Source organism: Natrinema saccharevitans, assembly GCF_001953745.1.
Classification (GTDB): domain Archaea; phylum Halobacteriota; class Halobacteria; order Halobacteriales; family Natrialbaceae; genus Natrinema; species Natrinema saccharevitans.
On sequence record NZ_LWLN01000002.1, the window covers coordinates 252,770 to 274,536 of the forward strand.

At 58.3% G+C, this 21,767-nt stretch carries 13 protein-coding genes, 1 tRNA gene, 4 rRNA genes and 1 pseudogene; 13 read left to right on the plus strand and 6 right to left on the minus strand.

From position 1 onward, the window contains the following. Positions 1-319: 319 nt before the first annotated feature. Positions 320-1,666 carry an orc1/cdc6 family replication initiation protein gene (locus tag A6E15_RS18750; protein ID WP_066304210.1) on the plus strand — a complete coding sequence of 449 codons (1,347 nt, stop codon included), beginning with the start codon at positions 320-322 and terminating at the stop codon, positions 1,664-1,666. A gap of 730 nt (positions 1,667-2,396) precedes the next feature. Here A6E15_RS18750 and A6E15_RS18755 read toward each other — a convergent pair. From A6E15_RS18755 to A6E15_RS21950, 3 genes are all read right to left on the minus strand, one after another. Continuing rightward, a complete protein-coding gene (locus tag A6E15_RS18755; RefSeq protein WP_076148656.1) occupies positions 2,397-2,714 on the minus strand; it encodes an RPA12/RPB9/RPC11 RNA polymerase family protein in 318 nt (105 codons plus the stop codon). Positions 2,715-2,967: 253 nt separating this feature from the next. Beyond that, entirely contained in the window at positions 2,968-4,812 is a 1,845-nt protein-coding gene (locus tag A6E15_RS18760) for an MBL fold metallo-hydrolase (RefSeq protein WP_076148657.1), read from the minus strand. Then, entirely contained in the window at positions 4,754-5,032 is a 279-nt protein-coding gene (locus A6E15_RS21950) for a phosphoribosyl-AMP cyclohydrolase (RefSeq protein ID WP_394329279.1), read from the minus strand. The genes A6E15_RS18760 and A6E15_RS21950 overlap by 59 nt, the downstream gene beginning before the upstream one ends. Before the next feature lie 452 nt (positions 5,033-5,484). Here A6E15_RS21950 and A6E15_RS18770 point away from each other — a divergent pair. From A6E15_RS18770 to A6E15_RS21955, 6 genes and pseudogenes are all read left to right on the plus strand, one after another. Beyond that, a 16S ribosomal RNA gene (locus A6E15_RS18770) occupies positions 5,485-6,957 on the plus strand. A 152-nt stretch (positions 6,958-7,109) separates the two neighbouring features. Further along, positions 7,110-7,181: transfer RNA gene (locus tag A6E15_RS18775), tRNA-Ala, on the plus strand. Between the two features lie 222 nt (positions 7,182-7,403). Then, a 23S ribosomal RNA gene (locus A6E15_RS18780) occupies positions 7,404-10,325 on the plus strand. 128 nt (positions 10,326-10,453) lie between these two features. Further along, a 5S ribosomal RNA gene (gene rrf / locus A6E15_RS18785) occupies positions 10,454-10,575 on the plus strand. A 69-nt stretch (positions 10,576-10,644) separates the two neighbouring features. Further along, a 5S ribosomal RNA gene (rrf, locus tag A6E15_RS18790) occupies positions 10,645-10,766 on the plus strand. The 16S, 23S and 5S rRNA genes sit together here with 1 tRNA gene alongside, the layout of an rRNA operon. A 133-nt stretch (positions 10,767-10,899) precedes the next feature. Then, positions 10,900-10,992: pseudogene (locus A6E15_RS21955) on the plus strand (formate/nitrite transporter family protein); the annotation flags it as partial. Here A6E15_RS21955 and A6E15_RS21145 read toward each other — a convergent pair. Next, positions 10,973-11,164, minus strand: coding sequence for a hypothetical protein (locus tag A6E15_RS21145; protein WP_076148658.1), 192 nt, complete (start codon positions 11,162-11,164; stop codon positions 10,973-10,975). The pseudogene A6E15_RS21955 and the gene A6E15_RS21145 overlap by 20 nt on opposite strands. A gap of 81 nt (positions 11,165-11,245) precedes the next feature. Between A6E15_RS21145 and A6E15_RS18800 the strand changes: the two genes are divergently transcribed. From A6E15_RS18800 to A6E15_RS18815, 4 genes are all read left to right on the plus strand, one after another. Further along, positions 11,246-12,298, plus strand: coding sequence for a S66 family peptidase (locus tag A6E15_RS18800; RefSeq protein WP_076148659.1), 1,053 nt, complete (start codon positions 11,246-11,248; stop codon positions 12,296-12,298). Between the two features lie 157 nt (positions 12,299-12,455). Further along, complete coding sequence (locus A6E15_RS18805) at positions 12,456-13,049, plus strand: peptide-methionine (S)-S-oxide reductase MsrA (protein ID WP_076148660.1); 594 nt, start codon at positions 12,456-12,458, stop codon at positions 13,047-13,049. Positions 13,050-13,911: 862 nt separating this feature from the next. Then, positions 13,912-14,802, plus strand: a complete 891-nt coding sequence (locus A6E15_RS18810; protein ID WP_175607297.1) for a ParA family protein — start codon at positions 13,912-13,914, stop codon at positions 14,800-14,802. Beyond that, a complete protein-coding gene (locus tag A6E15_RS18815) occupies positions 14,799-15,284 on the plus strand; it encodes a hypothetical protein (protein ID WP_076148662.1) in 486 nt (161 codons plus the stop codon). Before A6E15_RS18810 ends, A6E15_RS18815 begins: the two co-directional genes overlap by 4 nt. Positions 15,285-15,432: 148 nt before the next feature. Here A6E15_RS18815 and A6E15_RS18820 read toward each other — a convergent pair whose 3' ends face one another. Further along, the gene (locus A6E15_RS18820) at positions 15,433-16,287 is read right to left on the minus strand and encodes a DUF6159 family protein (protein ID WP_217693455.1); all 855 of its coding nucleotides are present in this window, start codon (positions 16,285-16,287) and stop codon (positions 15,433-15,435) included. Between the two features lie 291 nt (positions 16,288-16,578). After that, a complete protein-coding gene (locus A6E15_RS18825; RefSeq protein ID WP_076148664.1) occupies positions 16,579-17,988 on the minus strand; it encodes an ATP-binding protein in 1,410 nt (469 codons plus the stop codon). Positions 17,989-19,218: 1,230 nt separating this feature from the next. On the opposite strand from A6E15_RS18825, the gene A6E15_RS18830 reads away from it, so the two are divergent. Together A6E15_RS18830 and A6E15_RS18835 are read left to right on the plus strand one after the other, a co-directional pair. Beyond that, positions 19,219-20,589, plus strand: a complete 1,371-nt coding sequence (locus A6E15_RS18830) for an FAD-dependent oxidoreductase (RefSeq protein WP_076148665.1) — start codon at positions 19,219-19,221, stop codon at positions 20,587-20,589. Further along, entirely contained in the window at positions 20,579-21,454 is an 876-nt protein-coding gene (locus A6E15_RS18835; RefSeq protein ID WP_217693456.1) for an alpha/beta fold hydrolase, read from the plus strand. Before A6E15_RS18830 ends, A6E15_RS18835 begins: the two co-directional genes overlap by 11 nt. Positions 21,455-21,767: the final 313 nt, after the last annotated feature.

The following is a 21,767-nucleotide window of genomic DNA, read 5'->3' on the forward strand; positions in this document are numbered from 1 at the left end:
GTATCCATTATCGAATTCCACAGAACTACTGTCGGTCCATAGCCCCCTGACGGTAGTTGACCAGATCACCAGCCCCTCAACACGCGTTTCATTTCGCACACGGTGTGTCTTCTTCAGTCGTCCTGAGTTGAACCACTTTTCTAACTCGAGCTGGATTTCATTTCGCACACGGGGTCTAGTCGACCAATTGACTTCGCCCGCGGTTATCCGTGCTTTTACTTTCCCATCCTGAATAGCCTTCTAACCCACAAATATGGCGTATTTAATCTCGCACGCGGTCCCCCATATTTATTTATAGCACGGACGACATTCCGCGAGTATGGCTGATGGCGACGATCAACAGTCTCTCTCACAGTCTATCAAAGGCCGTCTTCAAGAAGGCGTTCAAAATTCTGTGTTCCGTGACAAGGGGCTACTTGATCCTGACGCGGTCATCGACGAGGATCGCATCGTCGGTCGTGACAACCAATTGGACGATATCATAACGTATCTCCGACCGGCGCTGCAGGGAAACCGCCCTCCTAATATGCTCCTCTATGGCCCATCTGGCACTGGAAAGTCGCTCATCATCAACGCGGTCTGCCAGCAGGTTCTCGAACTTGCGAACTCACAAAGCGACCGTTTCGGGGTCATCGAAATCAACTGTCAGACAATCAAGTCTCACGACCGTGCGGTCTATCGTCTGGCTAAGAATGCAGCTGACGAGGCTGGCGTCGATGTCGGTATTCCTCAGAGCGGAATCTCGACAGACCAGAAACTCAACCGCTTCTACGAGGTTCTGAGCAACAACTTCGACTCGGTGATCATCATTCTGGACGAGGTCGATCTCCTGGTCGGCCGACAACGAGATCCAAACGACGAACCGGCTTATTCGAAACTGCTCTATCAACTGTCTCGCGCCTCACAACTCGGTCGGATCGAGGGGCACGTCTCTGTCGCCGCCCTCACGAATGATCCGCGATTTATGGAGGACCTCGACGGGCGAGCCGAGAGCTCGTTCAACCCGCAAGACGTCGTGTTTCCCGATTACGACGCGAATCAACTCCAGTCGATTCTCGAGCGCCGTCGCGACGCGTATCAAGACGATGTCCTCGAGGACGGTATCATCCCACTCAGTTCGGCGTTCGCCGCACAGGACCACGGCGACGCCCGGAAAGCGATTGACTTGTTCCGGAAAGCCGGGGAGATCGCGGACCGTGCGGGCGAAGATACGATTCGTGAAGAGCACGTTCGGGACGCCCAGAAAGAGGCCGAACGCGATCGAACGTTGACGCAGATGCAGGGACTGTCGACACAGAAGAAAATCTCGCTCTATGCAACTGCGGTTGTCCCCGTTTACTCCAGGCAAAATCTAAATGCTGTCCCGAGTACCGTCGCGTATCGTGTCTATCAGTACCTTACAGACCTGCTCGATGCCGACGAAAAGTCACGAGACTCTTATTTACGATACATGAGTGAAGCCGAGACCTACAATTTCGTCACGTCTGAGAAACGTGGACGGGGCTACGGGAACGGCGTTCACAAAGAGTATACTTTCGTTGATGATCCAGAAGTGGTCGCCGAGACGCTTCAGTCCGATATCCGTCTTGAAGAGGCAGAACACGAGATGGAACTTATCAAATCAGTTGTTAACGCTCAGATAGAGGAGTTCTTCGAAGGGAACTAACGCGAAGCGTTATCAGCCACAAAATCATCTCGCACACGGGGTGGCCCCCCTCCCCCATCTATAGTAGCTCTTGAAAGTCAGTGCACACTCGATCGCAGGACAGCGTTGTGATCGGTGTGTGAATCGTTTCAAGAGCTACTATAATCCATCTCTCACACAGGGTGCCCTCGCTGCCAGATCAGAGAATCATCTCGTACACGGAGGGTGTTCGGTAATGTTCTCCGCTAATTCACTTCGCACACGGGGCGTCCCTACTCAACCCGTCACTCAATTCATCTCTCATACGGGGTTCCCTTGCTGCCGGACCAGAAAATCATCTCGCACACGGGGACTCTCTTGACGTTCCCAGCCAATTCACTTCGCACACGGGGTATCTATTCCGCTGAATTGACTGGTCCCTCGCATTTCGAGGTCACCGTGTCGCCTTCTCGCCACTGCCAGTAGCAGCAGTCGTCAGTGATTTGCTTGAGTGTGATTGTCGCCTTTGCGTGGACGTCGTCCGGTAGATCGTTGACTCGTTAGTAGGACAGCGGTTGTTGGTTCGTATTAACCAACACACGGCGTCAATTCATCGTTTTGTTGGTTAAGACGGTGATCCGACTCTTAGCCCTCCAGTCTGGATTCATCCCCGCGCTAAAGTACGCGGCTTTCTCCTTAGATTTCCGTAACCTCGGGTGTTGAGTGCCTGATGTGGTGGTCTATGCATGCGCGGGCTTTGCGAGATGCGCCATCAGGACTCGCGCCACTTGTGGCCGCACTCGACGCAGGTGAACAGCCGAACCTCGTAGGAGCCGCCCGGCTTCGGCATCATCTCGGAGTAGGCCTGGTCGCTGTCGCAGTCGTCCGCCGGACAGGGCTCCTGCATCGTCTCGGTGGAGCCCTGGATCGCGTCGGCCACGGCGGGTGCCCCGTCGTCCCGCTGTCCATCCTGGGTCGCCATCGCCGCTTCTGCTTGCGAGTCCCGCGGCTCCTCGTTCTCACAGGCGCGACACACCCACGTGTCGCCCTCCGTGTGCATCATCGAACCACACTCGTCACAGAATTGCATATAATGAAGGAGTGCACGGTTTCGGATATATGTGTTAACTTCTGATCCGCTGTAGATTTCGGCAACTTCCCATGCTGACTGTGCTGAGCTATCGAAGAGACAATCGGTTCACTCTGCACTGACCCACCTTTCACCGACGCAAATCAAGCCGAAGCTTGTGCAACGTTCACGCCTTGTATTCAGCACACGATTCCGAATATCCATCAGTCCTCATAGACCGTCCAGGGTTCAACGAGCATCTGTAGTTACCGATTCAGGTGTCCCAGTACTGATCTTCCGATCGCGACTCGAGAACACCGGCGTTCTCGAGTTCGTCGCGGACGATCGCCCGAATTTCGGCCTCGCTGCGCGTGGTCCGTGCGTCGGCTACCTCCTCGTTCATTGCCGCCAGCAGCTCGAAGACGTTCTCGAGTTGGTCGTGTGCCGACTCATGCTCGCCCTCGAACATCTCGGGGGAGAGAACAGCCGTCTCGGGTTCGACCTCGCTCTCGATCGGGATCGGTGTCAGCCGCCGACTCCGAGTGACGTTGGCGACGCTCTCGACGTTCTTTGCGAGGTGATTCCCGAGGTGTTCCTGCGCGTAGTCGGGGCCGTGTATCAGGGCGATCGTCTCCGGATCGACAGTCCGTGCAAAGTCCAGCAAACCGGGCTGGGCGGCGTGGCCGCTGAGTCCACCGACCATCGACACCCAGTCGCTCGGCATCGTCACGCGAGTCGTCGGTTCGGCCGCGCCGTCAGGGGAGATCCAGGTCACGTTGTCGGCGGTCGGCCAGTCGGTCCCGAAGGGTTCGGCGTCGGTCGTGAACTGGATCTCCTCGGCCTCAGCATCGACTTGGTTCTGGATCGTCCGTCCGGTGGTCTGCAGGGCCTGATACCCGGAGAGCATGACCGTTGCGGAGTGAAACTGGGCCACAAGTTCGACGAGGTAGCGCGGGGAGTTCCCGCCGGTGAGAATCCCCGACGGGGCGATGATCACCGGGACCTTGCCGCCCGCAGCGGGGTCGACGTCCTCGAGGATCGCCCGGCGGTCGGCGTCGCTCTCGGGGAACTCGACCTGCGACGGTGAGAACGGCGTTTCGTCGCCGCTTTCCTGCGCGCGGTTGACGACCGACTCGGCCAGGTAGTCCGTGTCGGTGACGTACTCGTGATAGCGGTCGGTCGCCTCCTGGGCCATCCCGTCGACGACGAGGCGGACCCGCTCGCTGAGATCGCCCGGCAGCGTGTGGAGACGGTTGGCGAACAGCAACTGCAGCGTCTGGGCCCGACCGACGGCGAAGGTCGGGATCAAGACCGGTTCCCGGTTGTTCAGGGCCCGCTCGACGGCGTTGTAGATCCTCGTCTGGGCGTCGCTGAACGACGTGTGACTGTGCGTCCCGCCGTAGGTACTCTCGAGAAAGAGGACGTCGGCCTGCGGCGGGGGTGTGATATCGGGCAGGTGGCTTGCCCGGCCGCCGAGGTCGCCCGAGAACACGACGCGATACCCCTCGGTCTGGAGCATGAGCCACGCCGATCCCAGCAGGTGGGCCGCGTTGCCGAGCTGGTAGACCAGTGGATCGCGCTCGAGTTCCTCCGCGACGGCCCCGACGCGGCCGCCGCCGTAGTCGACCGGCTCGAAACGGTCGAACACCGTCGTCACGTCCTGTTGGGAGAACTGCTGCTGGTCGCCGTGACGGTTCGTCTCCCGGCGATAGATTTTCAGCGAGTCCTCGAGCAGCGTCTTCGCGAGGTCGATCGTCGGTCGGGTCGCGATAATCGGCGCATCGTCATCGAGATGGCCCCGTGCCTCGAGGACGGGAAGGCCGCCGCAGTGATCGATATGCGCATGAGTCAGAAAGACGGCGTCGACTGATTCCGGACCGAGCCCGCGGAAGTCGGGGTAGTCGTCGCCCTCGCTCTGGTTGAGGCCGCAGTCGACGAGGTAGGTGCCGTGTTCGGTGTCGACTTGATAGCAACTCCGACCGACTTCGCGATCGCCGCCCCGCGGGGTGACGATCATGGGTGTGTCGGGCGATGGGCCCACTCCCGCATGCTCGAGTGGGTCAAAGTCTTGGTCGGTGTCGGCCGGCAGCCACGGCGTTTCGGGATCGACTCCAGTCATTACTGGGGAATCTCGTGGTCACTACTTGGTGATTTGGCAAACAGACTGAAAGTGGATCTATGAGACGTCGTTCAGAGAGGTCAGCAGCGTCGAAAACTTTCTTTCCGGTTGTTTCTCCGTCGATAGTCCGATAGAAACAGGAACGATATCCAGTGTGGAAGGCACCTCTTTCCTTTGTAATTCGATATAGGTGGCTATCATTATCACAATCTTCACGGATCCCTTGGACCTTCTGACTGTGTCACTTGCACTGCCTTTCTTCCAGAACTGAGCCGCCACATCTCCTGAACTATAGTAGCCACTGAACGTCATTGCACACCTGATCGCACGACAGCGCTGCGATCAGTATGTGAATCGTTTCAGCGACTACTATAGATCGTCTCCGGAGAAACTCATAGATATGTTGCGACCTCCATATGAGTATGGTACTACCTACCTCTGAAGGTAGGGTTCGTAGGTCTTAAATAGGTGTCCCCGATTACAAAGTAATACGAAGAAGATGAGGACCCCATCCCTGCGGTCCGCCGTACAGATGGGATCTGATGTTAGCCTTGGTAGTTCGGTGACGCTCGATCGGTCACACGACCGGCGTCAGCGAACGTGGACCCCTGTGTGAGTGTGTACCAACATTCACCGCCAACAGACCCTCCCCAACTGGGGAGATCAAATAGCATTCCGGTTGATCCTGCCGGAGGTCATTGCTATTGGAGTCCGATTTAGCCATGCTAGTTGCACGAGTTCAGACTCGTAGCAGATAGCTCAGTAACACGTGGCCAAACTACCCTATGGATCCGAATAACCTCGGGAAACTGAGGCTAATTCGGGATACGATTCACGACCTGGAGTGGTGTAAATCCGAAACGCTCCGGCGCCATAGGATGTGGCTGCGGCCGATTAGGTAGACGGTGGGGTAACGGCCCACCGTGCCCATAATCGGTACGGGTTGTGAGAGCAAGAGCCCGGAGACGGTATCTGAGACAAGATACCGGGCCCTACGGGGCGCAGCAGGCGCGAAACCTTTACACTGCACGCGAGTGCGATAGGGGGACTCCAAGTGCGAGGGCATATAGTCCTCGCTTTTTGCGACCGTAAGGAGGTCGCGGAATAAGTGCTGGGCAAGACCGGTGCCAGCCGCCGCGGTAATACCGGCAGCACGAGTGATGACCGCTATTATTGGGCCTAAAGCGTCCGTAGCTGGCCGTGCAAGTCCATCGGGAAATCCGCGCGCTCAACGCGCGGGCGTCCGGTGGAAACTGCACGGCTTGGGACCGGAAGACCAGAGGGGTACGTCCGGGGTAGGAGTGAAATCCCGTAATCCTGGACGGACCACCGGTGGCGAAAGCGCCTCTGGAAGACGGATCCGACGGTGAGGGACGAAAGCTCGGGTCACGAACCGGATTAGATACCCGGGTAGTCCGAGCTGTAAACGATGTCTGCTAGGTGTGGCACAGGCTACGAGCCTGTGCTGTGCCGCAGGGAAGCCGCGAAGCAGACCGCCTGGGAAGTACGTCCGCAAGGATGAAACTTAAAGGAATTGGCGGGGGAGCACTACAACCGGAGGAGCCTGCGGTTTAATTGGACTCAACGCCGGACATCTCACCAGCATCGACAATGTGCAGTGAAAGTCAGGTTGATGACCTTACCGGAGCCATTGAGAGGAGGTGCATGGCCGCCGTCAGCTCGTACCGTGAGGCGTCCTGTTAAGTCAGGCAACGAGCGAGACCCGCACTCCTAATTGCCAGCAACACCTAGCGGTGGTTGGGTACATTAGGAGGACTGCCAGTGCCAAACTGGAGGAAGGAACGGGCAACGGTAGGTCAGTATGCCCCGAATGTGCTGGGCGACACGCGGGCTACAATGGCCGAGACAGTGGGATGCAACCCCGAGAGGGGGCGCTAATCTCCGAAACTCGGTCGTAGTTCGGATTGAGGGCTGAAACTCGCCCTCATGAAGCTGGATTCGGTAGTAATCGCGCCTCAGAAGGGCGCGGTGAATACGTCCCTGCTCCTTGCACACACCGCCCGTCAAAGCACCCGAGTGGGGTCCGGATGAGGCCGACGCAACGTCGGTCGAATCTGGGCTCCGCAAGGGGGCTTAAGTCGTAACAAGGTAGCCGTAGGGGAATCTGCGGCTGGATCACCTCCACAGACCGGGACCGAGGCGTCGCCCCGGCCCAAAAGTCGTGGCGCGTAGCGCCACGCAGTCCACGTTCGATCGACCCACGTCGTGGCCGATCGGGCACCTTTGAACTACCAAGGCTAACACCTACTCCCGCTGTCCGCCTTTGTGGCGGACGTGGGCCCATAGCTCAGTGGTAGAGTGCCTCCTTTGCAAGGAGGATGCCCAGGGTTCGAATCCCTGTGGGTCCATGGCTCGGGTTGGATCGAATCGTGCCCCTTAAGTGGGGCAGACGATTTCGGTCTAATCCGAACGAACCGATGCACCACCCCGCGCAAGCGTGGGTGGGAAGGGTCAATGCAGGCCGGCCGTCTACCGGCGTGCAGATGAGACCGTGTGTACGTGTAGTCCAGGCGTCCACTGGACCCGTTCCCGGGTCACGATGTTGCGACTCTGTCGCAACGCCGATCCGATGAACGTGGCTACTGTGCCAGCTGGTGGATCGCTCGGCTTGAGAGCTGACGAAGGACGTGCCAAGCTGCGATAAGCCTATGGGAGCCGCACGGAGGCGAAGAACATAGGATCTCCGAATGGGAATCCCCACCGCAATTGCTTCGCGCAATGGGGAACGTCGGGAATTGAAACATCTTAGTACCGACAGGAAAAGAAAGCAAACGCGATGTCGTTAGTATTGGCGAAAGAACGCGACACAGTCCAAACCGAAGCCCTCACGGGCAATGTGGTGTTCGGACTGACGATCACTTCCCGAACGGCGACGCGAAGTCTCTTGGAATAGAGCACGAGACAGGGTGACAGTCCCGTACCGTCGGCAAGTAAGGAACGAGTCAGTTCCAGAGTATCGGGGGTTGGATATCCCTCGTGAATATCGCGGGCATCGACCGCGAAGACTAAACACTCCTCAAGACCGATAGCGAACAAGTAGCGTGAGCGAACGCTGAAAAGCACCCCACGAAGGGAGGTGCAATAGGGCGTGAAATCAGTTGGCGATGGAGCGACAGGGCACAGAAGGTCCCGGACAAAACGATCGAGGTGCGAACCTCTAGTAGGAAGTTTGGGAAGCCGGTGTTCTGTCGTACGTTTTGAAAAACGAACCAGGGAGTGTGCCTGTTTGACGAGTCTAACCCGATCATCGGGGAAGGCGAAGGGAAACCGACATGGCCGCAGTGCGTTGCACGAGGGCCGCCGTGTTCAAGCGCGGGGAGTCAAACGGGCACGACCCGAAACCGGACGATCTAGGCGTGGGCAAGGCGAAGCGTGCCGAAAGGCACGTGGAGGCCTGTTAGAGTTGGTGTCCTACAATACCCTCTCGTGACCTACGTCTAGGGGTGAAAGGCCCATCGAGTCCGGAAACAGCTGGTTCCAACCGAAAGATGTCGAAGCATCACCTCTGCCGAGGTAGTTCGTGGGGTAGAGCGACGGATTGGGGGACCGCACTCCGAGAGGAGTGTGCCCCCCTGTCCAACTCCGAACCTACGAACGCCGCTCGACGCAGGGAGTCCGGTGCACGGGGTAAGCCTGTGTACCGTGAGGGAGACAACCCAGAGCTGGGTTAAGGTCCCCAAGTGTAGACTAAGTGCGATCGAAGGTGGTCTCAAGCCCTAGACAGCCGGGAGGTGAGCTTAGAAGCAGCTACCCTCTAAGAAAAGCGTAACAGCTTACCGGCCGAGGTTTGAGGCGCCCAAAATGATCGGGGCTCAAGTCTACCACCGAGACCTAGCAGCACCACTTAGACTGGTGATCTCGTAGGTTGGCGTTCTGTTCGGGTGGAAGCACGGCTGAGAAGTCGTGTGGACCGTTCAGTAACGAAAATCCTGGTCATAGTAGCAGCGTTAGTCGGGTTAGAACCCCGACGGCCGAACGAGTAAGGGTTCCTCAGCAATGCTGATCAGCTGAGGGTTAGCCGGTCCTAAGTCAGCCCGTAAGTCGAAGCTGACAACAGGGAGATAGGTTAATATTCCTATGCCAGTGTGCACTCAAAGCCGACGCTTTGGGGCCGCCTGAGCCGGGCTTTCGCCCGGTCGAACAGTCGAAGTTCGTGGAAGCCGTAACGGCACGAAGCGATCGAATGACTGGATAGCGCAAGTCAGGTCAACCTAGAGCCCGTGAAAAGGCGAGCACACTGTCCGTACCGAGATCCGACACAGGTACTCGTGGCGGCGAAAGCCAAGGTCTGTCGGGAGCAACCGACGTTAGGGAATTCGGCAAGTTAGTCCCGTACGTTCGCAATAAGGGATGCCTGCCCTGCAATGGGGCAGGTCGCAGTGACTCGGGCGCTCCGACTGTCTAGTAACAACATAGGTGACCGCAAATCCGCAAGGACTCGTACGGTCACTGAATCCTGCCCAGTGCAGGTATCTGAACACCCCGTACAAGGGGACGAAGGACCTGTTAACGGCGGGGGTAACTATGACCCTCTTAAGGTAGCGTAGTACCTTGCCGCTTCAGTAGCGGCTTGCATGAATGGATCAACGAGAGCGCCACTGTCCCAACGTTGGGCCCGGTGAACTGTACGTTCCAGTGCGGAGTCTGGAGACCCCCAAGGGGAAGCGAAGACCCTATAGAGCTTTACTGCAGGCTGTCACTGAGACGTGGTCGCCATTGTGCAGCATAGGTAGGAGGCGGTACACAGGTACCCGCGCTAGCGGGCCACCGAGCCAGCATTGAAATACTACCCGATGGTGACTGCGACTCTCACTCCTGGCGGAGGACACTGGTAGCCGGGCAGTTTGACTGGGGCGGTACGCGCCTGAAAAGATATCGGGCGCGCCCCAAGATTTCCTCATCCGCGTCGGAGACGCGGAACAGAGCGCAAGAGCAAACGGAAGTCTGACAGTGTCCGGCACAACGACGGACGCTGACGCGAAAGCGTGGTCTAGCGAACCAATTAGGCTGCTTGATGCGGCCAATTGCTGACAGAAAAGCTACCTTAGGGATAACAGAGTCGTCACCCGCAAGAGCACATATCGACCGGGTGGCTTGCTACCTCGATGTCGGTTCCCTCCATCCTGCCCGTGCAGAAGCGGGCAAGGGTGAGGTTGTTCGCCTATTAAAGGAGGTCGTGAGCTGGGTTTAGACCGTCGTGAGACAGGTCGGCTGCTATCTATTGGGGGTGTAACGGTATCTGACGGGAACGTTCGTATAGTACGAGAGGAACTACGAATGGGTGCCACTCGTGTACCAGCTGTCCGAAAGGGCACGCGCTGGGCAGCGACGCACCACGGGGTAAGAGCTGAACGCATCTAAGCTCGAAACCCACCTGAAAAAGAGATGCCACGGAGGCCACTCGTAGAAGACGAGATCGATAGACTCGGGGTGTACGCACCAAGGCAACGAGGTGTTGAGCCCGCGAGCACTAATCGGCCAAGCCACACACTCATACACTACATCGCATTGGATCCGTGACGCGCGAACGGGTCCGGACGCAAACTGGACTACACGTACACTCGGTCTTGGACAGACACCGATTAGGGTTTGACGACGGTTCGAGTCCGTCGGTCGGCGTTACGGCGGCCATAGCGGCGAGGTGCCTCCCGTACCCATCCCGAACACGGAAGATAAGCTCGCCTGCGTTTCGGTCAGTACTGGAGTGGGCGACCCTCTGGGAACCCCGATTCGCCGCCTCCATTCATATCGGCCGATACGGCCGATCTCCCGACAGTGGTCTGACGGCGGTTCGATTCCGCCGGTCGGCATTACAGCGGCCACAGTGGCGAGGTGCCTCCCGTACCCATCCCGAACACGGAAGATAAGTTCGCCTACGTTTCGGTCAGTACTGGAGTGGGCGACCCTCTGGGAACCCCGATTCGCCGCTTCCATTCATACCTTCAATCCATATAGCAACTGCTCCGTGATCTTCTTATCAGAGAGGCGAAGTACCGGCAAAAACCTACGGTAGTTACAGCGGTAGCGAGGCGAAAGCCTACCGGCTTTAGCCGTGGGAGAATGTCAGAACTGTACACCGAAAATACACTACCGCTGGTCGCACTCGTCCTCGAGGATCTAGCAAGTATTCCGGTACTGCTCACTGTCTGGAGGATAATTGAGGCACTAAGCCCCCTTCCTCAGCGAGGAGGAAATACAGCGCCGCCCGTATTTTTTGGGCGTATATCTTGGCGTCGACGGACATCTTCTCTCCGGACATAATGTGGGTACTCTTTTTGACGTTCAATTCGTGTAGTTGCAAAGACATGCCTTCCACGAACTTCGCACTCATACTTGTCCCACCAGTTCCCTGGTCTCTTGATACTATGGCGCATGGGTAAGAAATATTTGACGTCCCCTATAGGTATCAGTCGTGCCTGAGTTCCTTACTCCTCCCCCCGTTGAACCCGGCGATCAGGTCGCGGTTGTCGCACCGGCATCAAACGCACCCGAGTCTGCGCGGTTCATATACGAACTCGGTCTTGAACGCATGCGCGAGGTTTTCGACCTTGATCCGGTTGAGTATCCGACCGCGACCGCCGACCCGGAGTGGCTTGCGGATAATCCAGAGGCACGCGCCGAAGATGTTATGGACGCCTTCCGCGACTCGAATATTTCGGCCGTGATCGCTAATATTGGAGGCCACGACCAAATCACAATCCTCCCGTATCTCGATGGGGACGTACTCCGCAAACACCCGACGCGATTCTACGGTTACTCAGACAACACGAACCTGGCCCTGTTTCTCTGGAATCACGGGATCGTTTCGTACTACGGTGGATCGACACTGCTTGAATACGCGATGGATGGCGAGATGTTTGACTACACCGAAGAGTACCTACGGCGTGCGCTCTTCGAGGATTCTGTCGGTGAATGGACCGAAGCAGAGGTTTTCACTGATGAGGCCGGTGACTGGGAAGATCCAGAGTCAGTCAAAACCACGCGCGAAATCGAACGATCTGATGGCCGAATCTGGCGTGGTGGTAAAAAGACCGTCTCGGGTCGAATCTGGGGCGGCTGCTATGCAGTCCTCGTCGAGCAGTTCCTCGCCGATCGCTACCTGCCCGATCCCGACGCATTGAACGGCACCGTTCTTGCGTTAGAGACAAGCGAACTGATCCCTGACCCGGCTGTCGTCGGTGCGAACCTCCGGGCGCTCGGCGAACGCGGTCTCCTCGAACGATTCGACGGTGTGCTTGTCGGACGCGCTGCCGCACGCTCACACACTGAACAAAACCCACGAGAATGGCGAGTGGGGTATCGAGAGCGCCAGCGTGACACGATTGCTGACGTGTTCGAAACGTACAATCCGAACGCACCCGTTGTCTTCGATTGCGAGTTCGGACACACCTATCCGACGTGTCCCATTCCAATCGGCGGTGAGGTCGAAATAGAACCCTCGACCAAATCAATTCACTTTCCGTGATTTCACAGCAGGTTAATGTTCGCCGTCCGGTTCGTCCGGTTGTTCGCTTCGAGACACCGCTAGGTTGCGGTCTTGGATTTCTTGTGGCAAATAGAGAAACAGTGTTAATCGACGGCGACAACAACACATACGCTGTGGAGTCCCCCACTATAGCCAGATTATGCTCACGCCAACAGTTATCGGGGAATTCGATAGCCAAGCACCGGAAGCCACGAAGACGGCGACGTTCGGTCTGGGTTGTTTCTGGGGACCCGACGCGGCGTTCGGTGCAGTTGACGGTGTCGTGCGGACTCGAGTCGGCTATGCTGGTGGGACGAAATCCGACCCGTCCTATGAGGTTCTCGGCGACCATACGGAAGTCGTGCAGGTCGAATACGATCCCGAGCAGCTCTCGTTCATTGACCTACTCGAGCGAGCGTTTTCAGAACATGACCCATATCAGCAGCCCTCGAGGCGGCAGTATCAGAATATCATTTTCACTGAGACGGCTACTCAACACGATCTGCTGCAGACGTTTCTGGACGCCAGTGATTTCGACAGTACCCGGATCACAACGCGTCTCGAATCACTCGATCGGTTCCATCTCGCAGAAGCCTATCACCAGAAGGTCAACCTCCGTGGAAAACGGTGGATCTCCGGTGTATTTACTGACGCGGAGTACGATGACGCGGCGATCAGAGAGTCGCCAGCAGCGGCGAAGCTGAACGCTCACGTTGCTGGCCACGCTGTCAGTGTTCCGTTTATTAATTAGGCGTTCGATTCAGAGTCACAGCACTAACACCTCATCGTTCGAGACGCGAACTCGCCAATCCGACGCAGTAGGCTCGAGTTGTTTTGCTCGTGTGGTCCGTATTTCGAGAACGAAACCCACACACTCTCCCCACTCTGGTGATCGATATGACGGCATCGATCCACTCACCGAGGCCCGGTGTCCCGCTGATTGGCTGAGCGAGGACACTAAATTATCTTCGGAATCTCTTCCAAGTGGCCGAAGGTGTAGGCGAGCGCTCGAGTGCGGGCGGTCACCGATTTGGTTCCGCTCGAGCGATCACCACTGGTGGACGATTACTCAGCGCGATTCTCGGTTCGTCTCCATGTTGCTCCCCACCGTCGAAACAACGGGGGGTCGAGTCGGTTCAGCGTGGGACAATTCTCTCGAGGTTCAAGCCGAGTCCACGGACACGTCCCTCCCCCAAATAGCCAAAGGCGCTTAGGGTGGGGTAGTTGACGAGAATCGCCGCACCGGCCACTAGTACAATAGTTGAAATAGGTACAATAGGCGAATTCTACTGGTCGTTATGAGATTTGTTGTGAACTCGGTTCAACAGCCAGCTACAGTTAACCTCTCTAGGAACGGAAAGTAGGATAGTTTTCCTCACCAGGCATACCATCTACAATAGGTACCTTTCTATTACCATCTGTTTTACCTACCTCATCTATTATACCTATTTCACCTATTCCATCGATTTCACCTACTGTTGCTACCCAACCGATTTGAGTTGCAATAGGTAGAACTATGCTTCAGGAATGTAGTACAGTCTCAACAGGCTGAGACGGAACCTTCCGAGACAATAGGTTCCTATTGCGAATCAACAAACCGAACCGATATGCCAATGAATAAGACAACAGCCAAGCCACGTGCCGTCAGCGTGGTCATCCTGAAAGGCGGTGTCGGGAAATCAACGACTTCGATGAATCTCGCGCGCCAGCTCTCGGAGCGCGGGGCGACCCTCTTCGCCGACCTCGATCCGAACGGTCACGCGACGAACGGGCTCGGGTTCGAAGCGGCATACCAGAGCGAGACCAATCTCGGGGACGTCATCCTCGAGGGGTCGGCGACGCCACACGACCTGATCCGATCGACCGACCACGGCTTCGATCTACTGCCGTCCTCGAACACGCTCGAGGACGTCGAGAAAGATCTCGCCGGCGCGATGCAGGGCTCGGCACGAATCAAGTCGAAGATCGTCGACCCACTGCTCGGCGACGAATACGAGTACGTGGTCTTCGACTGTCCGGCATACCCGGGGATGCTCAACAACAACGCCCTCGTCGCGACGGGGAACGTGATGATCCCGATCGAGCCGGGCTCGAGCGCGATCGGCGGCTACAAGCGAACGATGGAGCGACTCATCGAACCGGCACGGGAGTACATCGACGTCGACGTGCTGGCGGTCATCCCGAACAAACTCTCGGACCGGATCGACCAACAGACCGAGGATCGAGAACTCCTCGAGAACCTCAACACTGCCACCTACGAGGTCAACCCCGGACAGCCGCTCCAAGAGGCGGTTCCCGACTTCGCCCGAATCACCGCCGAGGTGTTCGACGCGATCGATGCCGGCGAGACGAGTCCGCCGAAGCCGGGGATCCGCCATCGATCGGCCCTGTCGCGATCGCTCCAGCACAACCAACCGCTCCAGGATTACGATCCGGAGAACGACCAGATCCCCTACTACGAGGAACTGGCCGAGATCGTCGCAACTGGAGGGATCCAGCGATGAGTAATCCGTTCGACGATCTCAAGGAAGACGACGAAGAGACCGAGACGGCCGACTCGACCACCGAGACCGAAACCGAGGTTGACGCAAAATCGCCGTCGGGAGGAACCGACGAGGGCGCTTCGGAGCCGACAGCGTCCGACTCGAGTCCGAACAGGGAGTTGGACCCAGAACCGCCGACCGACACCGAACTCGCCGCTGAAAACGCGACGGGCATGGCCGACGAACCAGAATCACCCGCGGAAGCGGGACCGGCGTTCGAATACAGCGAGGTCCAACAGAAGCCGTTCTACGCTCGCTCCGAGACGGTCGACGAGTTCGAGAACGCGATCCGAACGACGATCGTCCCGACACTCGCCGAAGCGGACGTCATCGACGAAGAAACCCGAGAGATTCACGACGCTGTCCTTCGACTCGCGAACGAAGAACCCGAACGGATCGCCGAACTCGTCCTCGAGGAACGGCGACAGGCAGGAGACCATTGATCGCGGAAATCGACAGTTGCGTATCGACTGTCTTCGCTTCGGCGACATACGGCTGGGACGCCGTGTGAATCGGTCTGTTCACTCTTCGAAAGGCTGTTGTTCGAGCGAACCAGATCCTGTTTAGTTTCGCCTCGAACCGAAGCGGTCGTCAGATCTGGCCGCCACCGGAGCCACCGAGACCCCCTCCAAGGCCGCGCGTGGAGGACGACCGGTCACCACCGAGTTCGCTGAAGTCCATATCGTCGAAGAATTCCGGCGCGGTACTCTCGGTCGCGTAGACGTAGAGCGCGGTCTTGGCGACGCCGCTGAGGGCTTTTCCGACCAGTAGCCCGAAGAGGAACGCGGAACCGCCGATCAGTACCGTTGCCAGCAGTTGAACCGTACCCGTGCCCGCAGTCACGACGAACGTAAGGGCACCAAGTCCGAGGCCGGCGACCGCCAGCAGGAACGAGAAGATGTCGATCGCTCCCACCGCACCGATGGATTCGCCCCACGTGTCTTTGAACGTGCGCGCACTCTCCGAGAACATCTCCGTGACCGAGGGGTCACGGAAGACGATCACGGGGACGACGAAATAGGTCATCACACTCCACGCGACTGCGAAGAGTCCGGCGACGATCTGAGCGGCGAGGTTCTCTTCGGACTCGATGGCCCGGATGATCACGCCGACGATTGCGGCGATAACTGACCAGATCAACAGCGGAACTTTCCGCTGCCAGGCTGTCGCCAGCGCCGCACGGATCGACGGCTCCTCGCCGTGGAAGGCAGTGTGCGTCGCGGCGACGAGAGCCGCCGTGAAGAACGATGCGATGAACGTTTCGACGAGGTACGCAACGAACAGGGCGGCGTACACGGTCGGCCCAGGATCTTCGAAAAGCGGTCCCGTGAGGTACAGACTCCCGAACAACGTTGCGATGAACGCGATGCCGGAGAGTCCACCCACGAGCGGGAACACGAACAGTTTCGGGTGGGCTCTGAGCACGCGGCCGCTCCGCCGCGCCATACCGAACCCAGTCTTGAGGCGGCTAAACACTCCCATAGCACGTCGGCGTTGATTCTCAGCGCTGGTAAAAGATGTGCAATAAGTTCAGCTACGTATCACGATCTGGATCGGCGGAGATGCATACTATCATGGACGGCTCTCACGATCGGAGTTGGCTTTCGTGCTGGTAGGTGCTATCGCGCGGATAGGGTATGCAATTGCGGGTGCAGCGACGCTTCTCTCGCACTGAATCGTGAATTTAGCTCGTTTCGTGTAGTGTTCGATGCGTAACTGTGGTCAAATCCTGACGCATTAACTCCGACGGCTCCGATTGTCGGGAGTAAGAAGGGTGTCCATCTCAGCGAGGTCGAAAAGCGACCAGTTGTCGTCGAGTTCGTCGGCGAGTCCGTCGACGAACCCGCTCCTCGAGAAGAGCGCAAATTCCTCGGTTCGCGTGTCCGGTCCCCATCGAACGCGGGTCGCTTTGTCGCGCAACGAGTCGACGAGCGCGTGGCCGACCGGATCCGATGTCCATTTGCATTCCCCGAGCAACACCCGGTCAGCCTCCGGCGCGAGACCGACGATGTCGATTTCGTCTTCCCCGTACCACCACCGACCGACCTCCGAGTAGGGCTCGAGTGCGTCGCGACGGATCGCCTCCCACACGGCTTCCAGACAGACGTCCTCGAACGTCGACGCGACGTGATCTGGGAGATTCGGTTCGATCGTTCCGTCGTAGACGACGCCGGGGGCCTCTTCGATACCGGATCGGTTCGGCTCGACGAATCGGAACCAGAACCGAAGGAATTCGTCCGCGACCCGATACCGCGAGCGCTTCGATTGCTTGGCGGAGGCGGTCACCGGGACGTCACGATCAATGAGCCGCAGTCGACGTAACGTCTGCAGGTACTTCGATAGCGGTCCCGATCCGATACCCGTCGCACCGGCGATCTCGTTCGGCGTCGTATGGCCCGTTGCGACGGCTTCGAGAATGCTCATGTACCGGGCGGGGTTTCGCAACTCCGTCCGGAGCAGGAATTCGGGTTCGTTGTACAGGACGGCCGTCGGCGTCAAAATATGTGACCGGACGTTTTCGGCGAGTGACCGCGTATAATCGAACAACGTGAGGTACATCGGCGTCCCGCCCGTGATCGCATACGAGCGAATCGCGTCGTCGATGTCGTATGCGATCGCATCTCGAGCCTGCCGGAAGGAAAACGGCTGGAGATCGATTTGCCCCGTACGGCGACCGTAGAGCGGACTCTCGTGACCGAGGACTTCCGACTCCATGGTGCTGACGCTCGAACCGCACAGAACGAGCATCGATTCCGTCGTCTGCAGGTGTTCGTCGACGAACGACTGAACGTACGACGGGAGCGAGTCGTTCTCCGCGACGAGATAGGGGAACTCGTCGATAACGACGACGAGTCGTTCCGTCGCGAGTTTCTCGGCGAGATAGTCGAAGGCCTCGTCCCACCCCTCAATGCGCGGAACGCGGTCGTCGAAGTGACCGGCGATTTGCTCGACGAATTTCTCCCGCTGGCGGTGTTCGGCCTCCTGCGACGCGAGGAAATAGATGTGCGGCCGGTCGGAACAGAACTCCTTGAGGAGTTCGGTCTTCCCGACGCGACGGCGCCCGTAAACGACGTAGAACTCGTGGCCCGGCGACTCGAGCGCTGTTTCGAGGGCGTCGAGTTCGTCGACCCGGTCGTAGAAGGTCATACTCTAGATAATGGTTATTGCGATAATGACTTATGTGTTTCGTCGATCGCAACCCCATTGGAGTACTGGCCGGACCAATCGTCTGGCGGCGCCGATCCGACGACTTCCGCTACGGGGATTAGGTTGTCAAAGCGCTCAGCCAGTCCAATGAAATCGAACGACGACCGGACCGAGAGATCTGTTCCAGTAGCTTGATCCCATATTCCCGCGTATTACCGCCTCTTGCACAGGAATAGGTAAAATAGCTACAATATCATGAATAGGTTCAAAATGTAGTCTAGTTACAATAGGTAGCCAAGCTATTCCGACTGGTCCCCGCTCCGGATGTACTCGAGCAACAAGCCCCGGGACTCCGAACGATAGGACGCTGAAACTCCTATACGTCTCGAACCGACTCACCGAGATGGCGCTGAACCGACTGCCAGGTACCTGAACGGGCCGACGCAGGCTGCGACTCAGTATCGAACTACGTCGAACACATCGATAAGGAGAGTCCTATAAGAAACGGACACGAAACGCGGATCGCGGAACGAGCCGATCAGATCGAGTGGCTTGAGATGACTCATGTTCGTGATCTCGAGGCGGTCGTCGGTTGTCTCTGGGTCGGGTTCGCTGACTGCCACGAGTGTATGAACGTTGGCTTGACCGATATAGCGGAAGGGGGATGGTTCCACCCGTTCCACCCTCTGCTTTCTGGCGGTTTTCGAGTTCCACCCTTGAGTCGACAGCAACGAATAGCTACCAAAGAGTCGTAAAGGTAGATTCTAGCAACTTGACTTCCTCTAACGTAGATGTTAGATCGCGTCTCAGTCCGAACTCTCCACGAAGTACGTGTCCACTCGCACAGTTTAACCGTCCTCCTAACACTTCGAACACATCGATAGAGGGGTGTCTCTGTCCGCTCAATCAGATCTCCCCTTTCTCGAGCAGTACCCCTTTGAGCCAAACAGATCGATAGAGGGGTCTCCCGGTGTAACTCGAGTCCTCGTCGATTCGTTCCTGGTCGATCATTCGTTCGGCACCGAGATATCAGTGAACGACTCCCACTGACACTTCGATAGAGGTGTGTCCGATGGTTTCCTTCCAGTGGCACCGAAAGACGGTTTGGTTCTAGCTGATTAACCAACACTAGTCTTTTCACCCTTTCTGTCGGTTAAGACACTACGTTCGGTAGCTGCCGGTTCGTTCACTCCCGTAGCGTTGAAGATAGGATAGTAGCTACTCAAGCGTATGATCTCTTCTGGCCACCCACGGTACGACGCCGATCGGGTCTCTCGAGTCGGTGGGCATGCGGTGGTTGTTGGGGCGAGTATGGCGGGTCTGTTAGCCGGTCGTGTACTCGCGGACGCCTTTCGGACGGTGACGATTATCGATCGCGACCCGTTACCAGACGAGGCCGTCGCGAGACCGAGCGTGCCCCAGGCCGACCACGTACACGTGATGCTCGAGCCGGGACGCGTGATTCTGGAAGACCTGTTCCCCGGATACGGCGAGGAACTCCTCTCGTCGGGCGGGCTGGGTATCGACAACGCGACCGATCTCGAATACTATCAGCGGGGTGAGTTCCTCGCCGAGGGACCGAACCGTCTCCCGATGTATTGTGCGAGCCGCCCGCTGTTCGAACGGATCGTTCGCCGACGCCTCGCCGAACGCGACGACGTCACGCTGCGGGCCGAGTGCCAGTTCACTGCATACGATTTCGACGGCTCCGCCTCTCGGATCGAGGGCGTTCGAATCGCCAACAGCGACGGCTGCAATGAAACGCTCGCGGCCGACGTGGTCGTCGATGCGACGGGCCGGACGTCTCGAACACCCGCGTGGCTCGAGCGACATCACTACGCTCCACCGGTCGAAGAGGAAGTCACGGTCGATCTCGCCTACAGTACGCTCGTCCTCGAGCGTCCGTCCGCGGACCGACACGGGGTGATGATCGTTCCCTCACCGCCGGACACTCGCGGCGGAACGGCGATCCCCGTCGAGGACGATCGCTGGATCGTGACGCTGTTCGGTCTCCACGGGGACCACCCACCGACGGACGCCGCCGGCATCGAGCGGTTCGCCCGCCGCTTGCCGACGCCGGAGATCCATCGCCTGCTCGAGACGCACGAGTGGGTGTCCGACGACGTTCGCCAGTACCCCTTCCCGTCCAGTCGCAGACGGCGATACGAGGATCTCCATCGGTTTCCCGACGGACTGCTCGTTATCGGCGACGCGATCGCGAGTTTCAATCCGATCTACGGACAGGGGATGTCCGTCGCTGCCCTCGAGGCGATCCAACTTCATCACGCGCTCGCAGATGGCGGACTGGCGGACCTCGCTTCGCGGTTTTTCGATCGCGTCGGGGACGTCGTCGATACCGTCTGGCGAATGGCTGTCGGTGCCGATTTCGAGTTCGCCGACACGACGGGTCCGAAACCGTTGGGAACGGACCTATTGAATCGCTATCTCGCACGCGTTATCGAAACTGCACAGACGGACGCTCACGTGTCGGACCGCTTTGCCAGGGTCCTACGCCTGGAGGAACCGCCGCCGACGCTCTTCGCCCCGTCCGTTCTCTGGCGGGTACTCGCCCCGACGGAGGTGGGTCGTCGTGTTCGATGACCTCCCGGACTCGACCAGTCACGAGATGGTCGAGACCAACGGGATCCGACTGCATACGGTCACGGCGGGACCGGACGACGGCGAGCCGGTCGTGCTACTCCACGGGTTTCCCGAGTTCTGGTACGGCTGGCGGTCACAGATCCCGGCGCTTGCCGCGGCCGGCTATCGGGTCATCGTCCCGGATCAGCGGGGATACAATCGGAGCGAGAAACCAGCCGGTATCGATTCCTATACCGTCGATACGCTGGCCGCCGACGTGATCGGCCTCCTCGATGCGTTCGGGTACGAACGGGCACAGTTCGTCGGACACGACTGGGGTGCCGGCGTTACGTGGCAGGCGTTGCTTGCCCATCCCGAACGGATCCGGCGTGCCGTCACGATGAACGTTCCCCACCCGGTAGCGCTCGAGGCGTTTCTTCGGCGGAAGCCGAGCCAACTGCTGAAGAGCTGGTACATGTTCTTCTTCCAGCTGCCGGCGGTCCCCGAACGGACGTGGCGCGCGGCCGACTGGCGTCTCCTTCGGTGGTTCGTGGATACGTCGAATCGGGACGAGACGTGCACCGAGGCTACCCTCGACCGATACCGGGACGCGTGGTCCCGCCCCGGCGCGTTCACCGGGATGCTCAACTGGTACCGGGCGCTCTTTCGCGGCGACGTGGCGGATCCGCCCACGATGACGGTCGAGCCGCCGACGATGCTGCTCTGGGGTGCCGAGGATCCGTATCTCCATCGCGGGATGGCGAGACCGAGCATCGAACGGTGTACCTCCGGTCGACTCGAGTTCGTCGACGACGCGACCCACTGGCTCCACCACGAGGTTCCGGACCGCGTGAACGATCTCCTCCTCGAGTTTCTGGAACGCTGACGCTCTACCTATTGGAGCTATTGAAGCTATTTGGAACACTCTACCTATTGGGGCTATTGAAGCTATTTGAAACACTCTGCCTATTGGACTATTCTGTAATCCATTCCGGTCGTTCGGAATCAGCGACGACTAACAAACCGGCTCGAAGCTCACCGCTGCTCCCACACCCGTCAGCGCCAACTACGGCAACCCCAGTACGATCGCTGTAACTTGGTCGGTCGAGTTCGCCGAGGACTTTCATCGGGCCCCTTCGTCGTCGCCTTTTTTTGCCTTCGGCTTTCGTCCCGACGGTTGCCAAGCCCGGAGTAGCAAG

What these genes read in the sequence shown, in the direction of transcription:
- A6E15_RS18750 (WP_066304210.1), top strand. Translation starts at nt 320, where the DNA reads ATGGCTGATGGCGACGATCAACAGTCTCTCTCACAGTCTATCAAAGGC.
- A6E15_RS18755 (WP_076148656.1), bottom strand. Translation starts at nt 2,714, where the DNA reads ATGCAATTCTGTGACGAGTGTGGTTCGATGATGCACACGGAGGGCGAC.
- A6E15_RS18760 (WP_076148657.1), bottom strand. Translation starts at nt 4,812, where the DNA reads ATGACTGGAGTCGATCCCGAAACGCCGTGGCTGCCGGCCGACACCGAC.
- A6E15_RS21145 (WP_076148658.1), bottom strand. Translation starts at nt 11,164, where the DNA reads ATGAGTGCGAAGTTCGTGGAAGGCATGTCTTTGCAACTACACGAATTG.
- A6E15_RS18810 (WP_175607297.1), top strand. Translation starts at nt 13,912, where the DNA reads ATGAATAAGACAACAGCCAAGCCACGTGCCGTCAGCGTGGTCATCCTG.
- A6E15_RS18815 (WP_076148662.1), top strand. Translation starts at nt 14,799, where the DNA reads ATGAGTAATCCGTTCGACGATCTCAAGGAAGACGACGAAGAGACCGAG.
- A6E15_RS18820 (WP_217693455.1), bottom strand. Translation starts at nt 16,287, where the DNA reads ATGGCGCGGCGGAGCGGCCGCGTGCTCAGAGCCCACCCGAAACTGTTC.
- A6E15_RS18825 (WP_076148664.1), bottom strand. Translation starts at nt 17,988, where the DNA reads ATGACCTTCTACGACCGGGTCGACGAACTCGACGCCCTCGAAACAGCG.
- A6E15_RS18830 (WP_076148665.1), top strand. Translation starts at nt 19,219, where the DNA reads ATGATCTCTTCTGGCCACCCACGGTACGACGCCGATCGGGTCTCTCGA.